The 12,190-nt window shown below is 59.5% G+C and carries 7 protein-coding genes; 4 read left to right on the forward strand and 3 right to left on the reverse strand.

From position 1 onward, the window contains the following. Window positions 1-130 precede the first annotated feature (130 nt). Entirely contained in the window at window positions 131-2,464 is a 2,334-nt protein-coding gene (locus tag HMPREF3039_RS11575) for a glycosyl hydrolase family 95 catalytic domain-containing protein (protein WP_067571867.1), read from the forward strand. A 146-nt stretch (window positions 2,465-2,610) separates the two neighbouring features. On the opposite strand, the gene HMPREF3039_RS11580 is transcribed toward HMPREF3039_RS11575, so the two are convergent. Next, window positions 2,611-3,120 (reverse strand): thioredoxin family protein, encoded by a 510-nt coding sequence (locus tag HMPREF3039_RS11580; protein WP_067571865.1) that lies wholly within the window; start codon window positions 3,118-3,120, stop codon window positions 2,611-2,613. A 147-nt stretch (window positions 3,121-3,267) separates the two neighbouring features. Between HMPREF3039_RS11580 and HMPREF3039_RS11585 the strand changes: the two genes are divergently transcribed. Next, on the forward strand, window positions 3,268-3,954 hold the full coding sequence (locus HMPREF3039_RS11585) for a YwaF family protein (RefSeq protein WP_067982663.1): 687 nt from the start codon (window positions 3,268-3,270) through the stop codon (window positions 3,952-3,954). Window positions 3,955-4,003: 49 nt separating this feature from the next. Beyond that, the gene (locus tag HMPREF3039_RS11590; protein WP_067571861.1) at window positions 4,004-5,686 is read left to right on the forward strand and encodes a glycoside hydrolase family 16 protein; all 1,683 of its coding nucleotides are present in this window, start codon (window positions 4,004-4,006) and stop codon (window positions 5,684-5,686) included. Between the two features lie 132 nt (window positions 5,687-5,818). Here the strand turns inward: HMPREF3039_RS11590 and HMPREF3039_RS11595 are convergent, their stop codons facing one another. Both HMPREF3039_RS11595 and HMPREF3039_RS11600 read right to left on the reverse strand, forming a co-directional pair. Next, window positions 5,819-7,192, reverse strand: coding sequence for an NADase-type glycan-binding domain-containing protein (locus tag HMPREF3039_RS11595; protein ID WP_147550101.1), 1,374 nt, complete (start codon window positions 7,190-7,192; stop codon window positions 5,819-5,821). A gap of 85 nt (window positions 7,193-7,277) precedes the next feature. After that, window positions 7,278-8,120, reverse strand: a complete 843-nt coding sequence (locus HMPREF3039_RS11600) for a hypothetical protein (protein ID WP_067571857.1) — start codon at window positions 8,118-8,120, stop codon at window positions 7,278-7,280. A gap of 448 nt (window positions 8,121-8,568) precedes the next feature. Here HMPREF3039_RS11600 and HMPREF3039_RS11610 point away from each other — a divergent pair, with 448 nt between their 5' ends. Further along, the gene (locus HMPREF3039_RS11610; RefSeq protein WP_067571853.1) at window positions 8,569-12,111 is read left to right on the forward strand and encodes an adenosylcobalamin-dependent ribonucleoside-diphosphate reductase; all 3,543 of its coding nucleotides are present in this window, start codon (window positions 8,569-8,571) and stop codon (window positions 12,109-12,111) included. The last annotated feature ends 79 nt before the right edge of the window (window positions 12,112-12,190 follow it).

A 12,190-nucleotide genomic window follows, 5' to 3' on the forward strand; every position in this document is an offset into this window, starting at 1 on the left:
AAAATAAATAAAATCTGAAAATCAGCACGTAACGCAGAAAAAACGGCCAGGGGTTTTCCTAATTTCCGAAACACCATGCTGGTCTTTTCATCTTGCATTCTGGTCTGCTCCAACTAGGATATCCTGTACTATGAAACGGACTCCCATCCTCACTCTCATCCTGGCATCGGCTGCCCTCCACGCCCAGGCAGTCCCGGCCCCCATGGAAGTGACCGCCCAGGAGCCCGCGAAAATCTGGACGCAGGGCTACGGAGTCGGCAACGGCAGGCTGGGAGCCCTCTCCTACGGAGAATTCTCCAGGGAAATTCTCGTCCTCAATGAAGAAAGCATCTTTGCCAAATCAGACATCGTCCCCAGGGAGGGCGCGGCGGAAGGCCTGAAAGAAGTCAGGGAACTGTGCGCCAGCGGAGATTATAAAAAGGCTGACGAAACCTTCCGCAGGAAAGTCCAGTCGAACAAATCATCCTCCGGCAGTTACCAGCAGGGCGGCCTGCTGGACGTCCAGTGGCAGGGCCTCCCCCCTTCCACATCTTTCTCCAGAAAGCTGGACATGAAACACGGGAAAGCCCAAATGGACGTCCATTTTGCGGACGGGGCGCTGAAGACGGAACTCGTCGCCGCCCCGTCCACCGACTGCATCGCCTACCGCATGACCTGCTCCCTCCCCAAGGGTTGCTCCCTCACCCTCTCCCTGCGCCATCCGGACAAAAAATCCGTCATCACTCCGGCCAGGGACGGATGGACTCTCCAGGGACAGGGCCACAACGGAGGCACCCGGTTTGAAAACGCCGTCAGGGCGCAGGTCATCGACGGACACGCTTCCATGGACAACGGCGTTCTCAAAATAGACAACTGCAAGGAACTGCTTGTCCTCTCCTCCACGAAAACCGACTACAACAGCCGGAAACCGGACAGTCCGCTGAAAAACGACCTGGGAGTCCTCAACCGGAACATTCTGGACGCCGCTTCCAGGGCAGGATGGAAAAAGCTGGAACAGGAAACGGCCAAATACTTTTCGGAACGCATGATGCGCTGCCAGGTGGACATTGGAGACACGCCCGCCGGAATTGCCCAAAAAACGACCCCCGAACGCATTGAGCTGGTCAGGCAGGGAGGCAAGGACCCGGATCTGATTGAACAGCTCTTCCAGTTCGGCCGCTACTGCATCATTGCCAACACGCGCCCCGGTGCGCTGCCCTGCGGCCTGCAGGGACTGTGGAATCCGGACCTCAACGCCGCCTGGAGAGGATGTTTCTTCCTGAACATCAACTGCCAGATGAACCAGTGGCCGGCCGACGTCACCGGACTGGGGGAATACCACCGCCCCTTCCTTGAATTCGTGGTCAGCCTTCAGCCCGGCGGTGAAAAATTCGCCCGTTTCCTGAAACTTGACGGCTTTTGTTTTGCCCACAATGTGGACTGCTGGAAGGAAACCTACTATGCCGGGAGCGAACCCGAATTCTCGGCCAGCCTGATGAATGGAGCGTGGGCCTGCGCCCACCTGCTGGACAGCTACCGCTTTACGGGGGACAAGGCGTTCCTGAAAAAATCCCTTCCCATCCTGGAATCCAACGCCCGGTTCATCATGTCCTGGTTCCAGAAGGACAAGAAAGGGCGCTATGTCTCCGGCCCGGGGACTTCTCCTGAAAACGTTTTCAGAGTCCAGGACAAGACAGGAAAAAAATTCAACCTCTCCGTCTCCAACGGCTGTTCCCATGACCTCCTGCTCGGCAGGGAAGCCCTGCGCAACTACATTGTCGCGTGCCGGGAACTCGGAATCAATACGCCCGTCCTGGCAAAAGCCCGCCAGTTCCTGCCGCGCATTCCCCAGCCCGCCATCGGGGAGGACGGCCGCATCCAGGAATGGCAGGAACCCTTTGAGGAAGTCCAGAAGGGCCACCGCCACATCAGCCACCTGTACGGCCTGTTTCCGGGAAACGAATGGGATGTGCTGAACACCCCGGAATACGCCGCCGCCGTCAAAAAATCCGTGGACTACCGCCGCGACTTTACCGGAAAAAGCGGCATATGCACCGGCTGGAGCACCGCGTGGCTGATCAACATGTACGCCACGCTCGGCTGCGGCAACGATGCGGAGGAACGCATTTACACGCAGTTGAAAAAATACATCAACCCCAACCTCTTCGACATGCATCCCCCCTACCAGATCGACGGCAACTTCGGCATGGCGTCCGGCCTGGCCCAATGCCTGATCCAGAGCCAGATTGAGCAGCAAGGCTACCGCGTCATCATGCTCGCCCCGGCGCTGGCCGACTCATGGACGGAGGGTTCGGCCACGGGACTCCGCACCCGCGGGGGCCTTACGGTCGACCTGTCCTGGAAGGACGGCGGCATCAAGGCCACGGCCAAAGCCTCCCGTCCCGGGAAATTCCGTTTCATGCACCAGGGCAGGAAAAAAGATGTGGTCATGAAAGCGGGGGACAGCGTCAACATCACCTTTTAATCCCTCCTGCCTTAACACAGGTAAAGCTTCCGTTCCCTGTCCACAGAATAAACGGTAAAAGGGGACCATCCTCCTGAGGAAAGCGGCGCAAAACCTGCGTTTCTTCCAAATCCCGCCTGCTCCGTGCAGGAAACCGGGGAATGCATTTATTCCACCCGCACGGTCTGTTCAATCAACTGGTCCAGACGGGCCGCGGAAACGCCGCCCACCATCTCACGGAGCTTCATTCCCTCCAGATACAGGACCGTCAGCGGAACCGCTTCCAGATCATACTTGCGGGCCAGCTCCGGATGCGCGTCCGCGTCAATCAACACGGCAAAGACCTTCCCGTCCTGCGCCTCGGCATAGGATTTGACCGCCTGGACGTACTGCATGGCCTGGGAACTCCACGGGGCGTAAAAAACGACCAGCACCCTGCGCCCGGAAAGTTCCGTCAACTGCCGCATGTCCTCCCCCCGGTAATCCATCCATGCGGGCTCCTTCTTTTTGGGGGCGGAAGGCGGCAATACCTGTCTGGGAGGGTCAAAATTCCGCTCCAGCGGGCGCGGAGCGGGCTTCTTCTCCGCATAGCGGGAACGCCGGTCATTGGAATCGTCGCAGCCGGCCAGTGCGGCCAGCAGCAGCCCGCTGATCACTATAAACGCTCCCTGCCTCATCACGGAGGCAAGTATGCCCGCGAAAGGCGAATTTGCAAGACTGAACCTTTCCATCCGGATTCCGCGTTTTCGCGGTTGCCTTGACCGTCCCGTCTCTGTTATGGTAGTCACTGAATGAACAGCGTGCCGCCACTGGAATTTGGAGGAATGTCCCATTGGGCGGCCCTGGCCGTTCTGCTGGCGGCGGGCCTGTGCATTGTTGAACTGGGACAATCCTACAAAAAATCCGTCAGAAACCGCACGACGCTCTGGCTGGGCACCGCGTGCCTGTTGAGCCTGGTTCCGGACATGATCGCCCTGCTTTTCGACGAACCTGACAAACCCTGGGAATGGATGCTGCCCGTGCACTTCTGCTCCGTGATGCAGGTGGCCTGCGCCCTGAGCCTGTGGATACCTTCCCGCATTCTGCGCTCCATCGTGTACTACTGTGTGCTGTGCGCCACTCTTCAGGGGCTGGTGACGCCTTCCGTGGCCCACGACTTCCCGTCATGGACGTACTTCGCCTTCTTCTTCTCCCACGGCATTACGGTCATTGCGGCTCTCTACCTGCCCCTGGCCCTGCAATGGAAGCCGGCGCGGTGGGACTTCCTGTGGGCCCTCCTCTTCGCCAACCTGTATCTGGCCGCAGTGCATCCCGTCAACAAATTCCTCGGCACCAATTACGGCTTTACGGTCTCCACGCCCGCCTCCGGATCCGTGCTGGACCTGTTGGGGGCGTGGCCCTGGTACCTGCTGTGGATGCAAATTCCGGCCCTGATCCTGATGTACCTGCTCACACTGCCCTTCCGCCATTATCCCAAGGGCCGTACGGGCAGTTCCCTGTTCCGGAATTGAAAAACTTACGCAGAAAAACATCCCTGCCATCCTGCACTATCATCCTTCCATGTTTCCATATCTCTACCTGTTTCTCCCCGCCGGGACGGTCTTTTCCTTCCTTCTTCACCTCTTCCCGGCTACTCCTCCCCATCCACCTGCGGCGCCGCCTTCCGCCCCCCTCCCCTCCGGGTATGCCCTTTCCTGGAATGACGAATTCGGAGGCGCGTCCCTTGACATGGAAAAATGGTCCTACCGCCAGACCGGACCGCGCCACGACGCCGTGAACACCCCGGAGGCCGTCTCCGTGGACAACGGAATTCTGAGCATCCGCACCTATACGGAAAACGGCAAACATCATACCGGAATGATTGCCACAAAAAAGAAAAGCCTGGACCGGGCATACGGCTTTTACGAGGCTTCCATTGAGTTCACCGGAGACAGGAATGCCTCCTCCGGCATGTGGTCCGCCTTCTGGCTCCAGAGCGACAGCATTTCCACCGTGGGCAACACGGGAAAATACGGCACGGAAATAGACATTGTGGAATACAGGCCCAACCCCGCCAACGGACACGAAACCAACCAGGCCATCCACTACCACGGCTACGGGGAACACCACAAATCAACGGCAAAACAACACAAAACCGGACTTCTGGAAGGCTATCACACCTACGGCGTGCTCCGGACGGCCGGAGGCTGCACGTTCTATATGGACGGAAAGGAAGTCTGGAAAACGCAGGAAGCCCTGTCCTGCATTCCGGAATACATCATCCTGAGTTCGGAAATCCGGGATAAAAACTGGGCAGGCGACATCCCCGCAAACGGCTACGGCAGCAGGGACAAAAGCCCAACGGCCATGAACGTGGACTATGTGCGGGTTTACTCCCTGCCTGATTCCTACCGGACCGCGCCCGACGGAAAATGGAGCGACCGCCAATGGGAAACCGTCCTGCCTTCCGGCAGGAAAATCGCCCGGCTGGCGCCCCCGGACGGAGCCAACGTCTGGTTCAACAGGGAAAGGACAAGCAGCCTGCTTCTGGACCGAGACGCCGTCGTGGACTCCCTCACCGTCGGGAAAGGAAAATTCTTCCACCTGGAAGGCAGAGATAAAACGCTGGCCATACGGAGCGGAATCGCCGCGCTGGAAAGAATGGATATGGTCTTTGACACGAAAATGGCGCTTGAAGGCGGCGATGTCGCCTGGACTCTGTTTGAACCCTGTTCCACCTTGTGCGCCAACGGCCCCGTACACGGAAAAGGCAGCCTGATCCTCCGCTGCGGTAGCGGAACACTCGTCAGCTCCACGTTTCTCTTCAACGCCCCCGTCACCCTCCAGGGGGGAATGGACGTGAAAGGGCAAGTAGCTCTCGGCCCTTCCGGGAGCCTGTCCATCTCCGGCAAAACCGTTTTCCGCCGGAATTCCCGTCTTGCCGTTCATCTGGACGGCAAAAATGCGTCTCCCAAAATAAAGGCGGAGGGAGGGCTGGAACTGGAGAAAAACGTTTTCCTGCACCCCGAATTTTTCTATGTCCCGGAACCGGGCGACCGGATTATCCTGGCGGACAGCCTTAAAAAGACTGCGGGGGGAACTTTTTTCAACCTGCCGGAAGGCCGCGTTTTTGACGCTGAAATATACCGTGATTCCCCGTTGAAAAACTCGCTCGCCGGAAAAGCCTCCCTGCGCATCCATTACACGGATACGGGAATTCTGCTGACGGTCCTCTCCGTGGACAAAACAGCCCCCTCCCGTTAAAGCCCTTCCATCATCCCCGGAAAAAGGCTCCCTTCATCCGTCCCGGACCGGGATGAATAAATAAGGGAAAATCTCCCCAGAGCGGCGCCACTCACCCTATCTACCCTATCTACCCTATCTACCCTATCTACCCTATCTCACGATCGGCTTGAGCACGCCCAGATAGGTATCCGCCGTGGCCGTCCCGGGATAAATGGAATCTATCCTGATCTTGATGGTATGCACGGGAGCCTTGTAATACGGGGGAATGACAATCTGCGGCGTCCAGTCGTCGCGCAGAGTGGCGTCAAAAGTGTACTCCCCGTTCAGCGTTACCTGGACGCTTTTGGGACGGCCGAACATGGAATACGCAATATTCGGATGACGGCGAGCCTCCGTATCGTTTTCCGGCAGCGTTACCGGGGAAATACCTGATTCCAGCATGATTCCCAGCAAACGGCCCGGATTCTTAAGCTTCACCTCCAGGGTTTCCCCCTGCCCGTCTCCGGAAACGCCCTCCGCCCAGTATCCCTGGCCGTGTTTCAGATTGTCCGGGAAGCAGGGATTGCCGTAAGGGTCCTTTTCCAGGGTGGAACTGGCCGTAATGTCGTACTGGTCCGTCAGGGAACCCTTCTCCCCGCGGATGGTGACATGGCCATTCTTGTCCAGCGTCCAGCCTGGGCCGGGAGTCAGCACCACGGAGGGCGCGTACGGACGGCCGTCCGCCCCCAGCAGGGACCAGGTATAAACGCCCTTGGGCGTCGTGACGATGGACTTGGCATCGGCGGAAGGGTCCAGCTTCACGGACTGGTTGGTCATCTCGGAGCTGTACACGTTCACCACCGCCCTGGGCGTTCCGCCCGTCCAGGTCATGACGGAAGAAGTGAGCAGCGTCAGGCGCGGTTCACCCATCCTGACTTCCGTTCCTGGGGTGATGCTGATATCCTGCGTGTAAGGCACGGAAAACTGAAAAGTCAGCACGTGCGTTCCCGGCTTGTTGGGAACCTGGGCCACCAGCCAGTGGGCAATGCCGGCCACGGGAGCCATGGTGGGCGCGTCCGCCTGCTGGTGGCGTCCCTCGGTAAGGGAGGAATCGCACTTCAAATCGTCCACGGATGCCACGGAATCCAGCACCGCCTTGGTGAAGGGAAGATTGCGTATGGGCTCCGGACTGGCGGCGTTGGCCCGTTCGTCAGGGGGACTGTACCGGAACGGAACGCCCACGGGAATGGTCTTCCCCTTGATGCCTTTGGGAATGTCCAGGGCACAGGTGTAAATCAGGAAAGCCTGATGCTGCTTCAGGGCAACGGTCAGGTCCAGGGCATCCAGGCGGATGCCGTCCGCCTGCGTCAAATCCATGGGAACCGGCAACCCGGGCACCGGGGCTATGCTCTGGACCGCGACATGGCGCGGGGCATCCTGCCGGGTCTTTTCCGCAGCGGGCTGTTCCTGAGGCGGCGGCGCGGCGGCCATGCACGGCGCACAGCCCACGGCGCCAGCCAGACAAATGAGAGAAGCCAGTCTCATGCCGTTAAAATAATGCCTCTCCATCCGTTCATCAAGGTTCATTTTCCGGACCGCCGGAGTCCGTCCGCTTGCCTCCGCCCCTCTTTCAATCCGGAATAACGGAACGGGAACGAACCTTCGACAGGGAATCATGAGCAATTCCCCGGGCCGGAGGCTGGAAAAACTTCTCCCTGTTCCGGACTTCGCCGACCGCCCAATCCGGCGTCATGAACAAGGAGACGGGAACAGCCCCCAATCCTTCCATGAACACAACGGTCTCTTCCTGGCGGGCACCGGAAAGGAAAATGTCTTCCCCCTGAGCCCGCCGCCGGCCGGCGCTGAACATGTCTTTCATCACATAAAAATCCGTTGCCCCAAAAAATGCCGCCCGAACGGAAGCCTGTTCCTCTTCGGCCACATCCGGAGAGAAAACAACATACAGGATGGACAAGACTCCGGCATTTTTCCCGACCTCATCCAGGGAATGGCAAACCTTCCCCCGGTAAAGAAAAATAGGGGGACGTCCTTCCTCCGGAAGAGGATTTTCCGCAACGATGAGCGTATCTTCCAGGGCGTCTTCCAACTCTTCACGATCCACCGCACAGGGCAATCTGCCGGAAAAACAAAAATCCGGAACTGCAAGTGCATGGGGAACCTTCATCAGGCGGCCGTTCCTGTAGCTCCATTGATACCGGACGCGCCCCATGTCGGAATCCCGGGAAAAAGGGTCCTGAAGCCATTGGCCGCCCTCTTTTCCTTCCGCCGTTCCGGTTCCGAGCCGGCCAGGATTTTTCCATTCCCGCGAAAGCCGCGTCCCGCGGCTCCTTCCCTGAGGAGTGACGCCACACCCGTAAACAGGACCGCGGACTTCGGGAAAGGGTTCCGGCAGAGCAACGCCGGAATCGGCGGCTCCCCAGCAGAACAGGAGAAAAATTACAGGGTAGTTCATGTTAGATAACACTATATCCATCTCATTAATAACATTCAAGGAATAATCTTCCTTCTCCGGAGGCGGACCGGCGCCCCCTCATCCGCCTTCCACGTAAACAAGCATTCCCGCCAGCCGTCCGCCGGAAATTCCGCCGTCCGGAACCGCTGCCGTTTCATAGCTCTTTCATGATGAAAGGAAGCAGGGGAAAAGAAGAAAAAACGTCCCCGGAAGAGCATTCCCGTCAAGCAAAAAAAGTTGAATTCGGAAGACAAAAAAAATGTCCGCAAGACCGGACGGAAATCCCTTGGAAACAACGCCAATACTACCATATGTGGTATGCATTAAAAATATCCGTACAATATTTCCTTTTCATCGCGATTTTTTTTCAGTAGATAATGCAAACGTTACGCGCCGCCCCCAACACCGCGACGAAGCAACGCCCTCAGTACCTTTCACTTCGCAAACCATGACTACTGACAACTCGCAAATTACGCTCAAATTACGCACCGGACAGGAAATCATCCTCCCCCCCAGGAAGGACCTGCTGGGCGGCCTGAAATTCACCAGAAGATTTTCCCATAACGAGGTTCATCCCTATGATGAAGTGGACTGGGCGCGGCGCGACGTCCGCATCATGGACTGGAAAACCGGAAAAACCATTTACGAGCGCCTGGGCCTGGAAGCCCCGGCCCACTGGGACGACAACGCCGTAAAGATCACGGCGGACAAATACCTCTTCGGCAGCGAGCCGGGCTCCCTGGAATACGAAGACAGCTTCCGCAACATCTATGACCGCATTTCCAACACCTACACCGTCTGGGGCTGGGAGGAAGGCTACTTCGCCACGCTGGAGGACGCGGAAATCTTCAATGAGGAAATCAAGGCCATGCTCGTCCAGCAAATCTGGGCCCCCAACTCCCCCGTCTGGTTCAACATCGGCCACTGGGAGCAGTGGCGCTGGGGGCGCCCGGACCTGCGGGAAAACTATACCGGCCACGGCAACAAGGCCTACCACGCCAAGGGCTCCAAGAATAATCTGAAAACCTACACGGTGCAGTCCACCTATGAATATCCGCAGTGCTCCGCCTGCTTCCTGACGGAAGTGGGGGACAGCATGGAGGACATTCTGGACCACCTGACCACGGAAGGCCGCATCTTTGCGTCCGGTTCCGGCGTGGGCATCAACCTTTCCACTCTCCGCTCCTCCAAGGAACCCATCAGCGGCAAGGGCCGTTCCTCCGGCCCCATCTCCTTTGACCGCGGCTGGGACCGCATGGCAGGCGCCATCAAATCCGGGGGCAAGACGCGCCGCGCCGCCCGCATGGTGCTGATGTTCAGCGACCACCCGGACATTTTCGAATTCATCAACACGAAAAACCGCCAGGAAGACATCGCCAAGGTGATCCTGCGGGAACACAACGTGCATGTGGAACTCAAGCAAATTGCGGAAACCAAGCTGGTGGCCGGCACCCCTGCGGAAAAGGCCGCGGCCCGCGTCATCCTTTCCCTGCCCCTGGCTACCAAAAACAGCTTTGACCCCCACATGGACGCCCTGCTGTACGGGGAAACGCTTTCCCACCAGAACGCGAACCACTCCGTTTCCGTAAAGGGGGACTTCTGGCAGGCGCTGGCCAACAACGGCAACACCTACACGCGCTGGGTCACGAACCCCGCCCACATCGAACAGACCTTCCGGGCTCAGGAACTGCTGGAAGCCATGGCCAAATCCATCTGGGAAAACGGGGAACCCGGCGTGCACAACAACGACGTAATCAACCTCTGGAACCCGGTCAAATCCATCGGCTCCATCACCACGTCCAACCCCTGCTCCGAATACGTCTTCCTGAACAACACGAGCTGCAACCTTTCCTCCTTCAACGCCTACCGCTTCCTGACGAAGGGTGAGGACGGGAAGCCCGTCTTCGATGCGGACGCCCTGACCCACGCCGCGCGCCTGGCGATGGTCTGCGCGGACCTGAACGTGGAACGGGGCGGCTTCCCGATTGAAGAAATCGCGGAAGGCACGTACAAGTACCGCACTACCGGCATCGGCTTCGCCAACGTGGGCGGCTCCCTGATGGCCCTGGGCGTACCGTACGACTCCGACGAAGGCCGCTGGATCGCCTCCCAGCTTTGCAGCGCGCTGACGGCGGCCTGCTGGACGGCTTCCGCGGAAATGGGCGCGGAACTGGGCTCCTATGTGGAGTACCCCGCCAGCAAGAAGGACCTGCTGGCCGTGCTGCGCCTGCACCATGCGGCCCAGAAGCTGGCCGTCGCCCTGCCCGCCCAGAAGGACGCCAAGGCCCTGGACGACATGATCGACAACATCATCGCCAATGCCGGAGGCGTCCTGCCGGAGGCGCAGGGGCTGACCGCCTCCTACGCCCTGCATGCCTACCTCAAGAGCTTCAAGGCGCCCACCCAGATGAACAAGGAGCGCATCGCCCCCGCCGCCAAACTGGCGGAAGCCGCCTCCGCCATGTGGGCCAGGGCGGCCAAGGCCACCGCGCACCGCAACGCCTTCGTTTCCGTCATGGCCCCCACGGGCACTATTTCCGCCCCGCTGGGCTGTTATGACGAAGGCACCACCTCCATCGAGCCGGACTACACGCTGGTGAAATGGAAGCAGCTTGCGGGCGGCGGCTCCCTGAAAATGTTCAACCGCCTGGCCTTGGAGGGCCTGCGCTCCCTGGGCTATCCGGAAGACTTCGTCAATGAGGCCGCTCTGGAAGTGGCCGGCCTGGACGGCCTGATTTCCGCCTTTCAGGGGAACATGGACTCCGTCGTCAACCAGCTCATCATCGACCCCTGCAACGACCAGGCGGGCCCCGTGCGCCTGGCGTGGCGCCGCCTCCTCTCCGGCACGGAATCCCGCAGCGAAATTCAGGAAAAGGTGGCCTACATCAGCAACCCGGCCAACATGTCCGTGCTGACCGCGGACGAACTCACCGTCGTGAACGGCGCGGCCCACATCGAATCCATCCCGTGGCTGGACAAGAAGGATTTGGCCGTCTTCGACTGCGCCGCCACCAACGGCAACGGCGTGCGCTCCATTACCCCCGCCGGGCACGTACTGATGCTGGGCGCCCTTCAGCCCTTCATCTCCGGCGCGTGCTCCAAGACGGTGAACATGCCCGTCTCCGCCACCGTGCAGGATATTTACGACTCCCTGATCATGTCCCACGAACTCGGCGTCAAGTGCATCGCCATCTTCCGGGCCGGATCCAAGGCAAACGCCGTGTACGTAGTGGACACGCCGGAAACGCGCATGTTCAAGGCCAACCACGTCTGGGAACAGCTCGTAGGGGCCGGATCGGAAGCGATTGACGAAATCATCGCGGAAGCGTCCAAGCCGCGCCAGCGCAAACTGCCCGGCCGCCGCCTGGGCCAGACCGTAAAATTCTCCGTGGGCGGCCAGCTCACGGGCTACCTGACGGTGGGCGTCTATGCGGACGGCACCTGCGGGGAAGTCTTCGGGCGTCTGGGCCAGGTAGGCTCCTTCGCCTCCGGCATGTTTGAAGCGTACTGCAAGCTCCTTTCCACGGCGCTCCAGTTCGGCGTACCCCTCAAGGAAGTGGTGAAGGGCTTCCGCAACTACTCCTTCGAGCCCTCCGGCTTCTGCCGCGTGGGGGACGACACGGACGCGGACACCTGCACGGAAATCCGCTCCTGCGCGTCCGTCGTGGACCTCATCGCCAAAATTCTGGCGTGGCTCTTCCCGGAAAGCAACGGCTACCGCCTGCGGGACGTATTCTCCATCCCCAGCGTCAGCCTGCCCGGACAAAGTCCGGACACCACGGTAAGCGTCCTGCCTCCCCGCATCATTAGTACGCCGGCCCACAAGCAGAATCCGGTTCTGCCGGAAATTCCCGCCGGAAAAGCGCCGGAAGGCACCATGCTCAACGGAGCCTCCCTCTGCCCGCAGTGCCATTCCCTGGCCTACGTCCAGGACGGCAAGTGCAAATCCTGCCGCTCCTGCGGCTACAAGGACGGCGGCTGCGGGGAATAAAGCCCAGGAACGCTCCCGTTCCATCCGTTCATCAGGCGGAATCCGGACTTTCCGGGTCCGCCTTCCTCATGCCCTTATA

This window comes from Akkermansia sp. KLE1798, from assembly GCF_001580195.1.
Taxonomy (GTDB): Bacteria; Verrucomicrobiota; Verrucomicrobiia; order Verrucomicrobiales; family Akkermansiaceae; genus Akkermansia; species Akkermansia biwaensis.

Bases quoted from the DNA above. Each gene is read 5' to 3' on its own strand.
- HMPREF3039_RS11575 (WP_067571867.1), top strand. From the start codon at position 131: ATGAAACGGACTCCCATCCTCACTCTCATCCTGGCATCGGCTGCCCTC.
- HMPREF3039_RS11580 (WP_067571865.1), bottom strand. From the start codon at position 3,120: ATGAGGCAGGGAGCGTTTATAGTGATCAGCGGGCTGCTGCTGGCCGCA.
- HMPREF3039_RS11585 (WP_067982663.1), top strand. From the start codon at position 3,268: ATGTCCCATTGGGCGGCCCTGGCCGTTCTGCTGGCGGCGGGCCTGTGC.
- HMPREF3039_RS11590 (WP_067571861.1), top strand. From the start codon at position 4,004: ATGTTTCCATATCTCTACCTGTTTCTCCCCGCCGGGACGGTCTTTTCC.
- HMPREF3039_RS11595 (WP_147550101.1), bottom strand. From the start codon at position 7,192: ATGAGACTGGCTTCTCTCATTTGTCTGGCTGGCGCCGTGGGCTGTGCG.
- HMPREF3039_RS11600 (WP_067571857.1), bottom strand. From the start codon at position 8,120: ATGAACTACCCTGTAATTTTTCTCCTGTTCTGCTGGGGAGCCGCCGAT.
- HMPREF3039_RS11610 (WP_067571853.1), top strand. From the start codon at position 8,569: ATGACTACTGACAACTCGCAAATTACGCTCAAATTACGCACCGGACAG.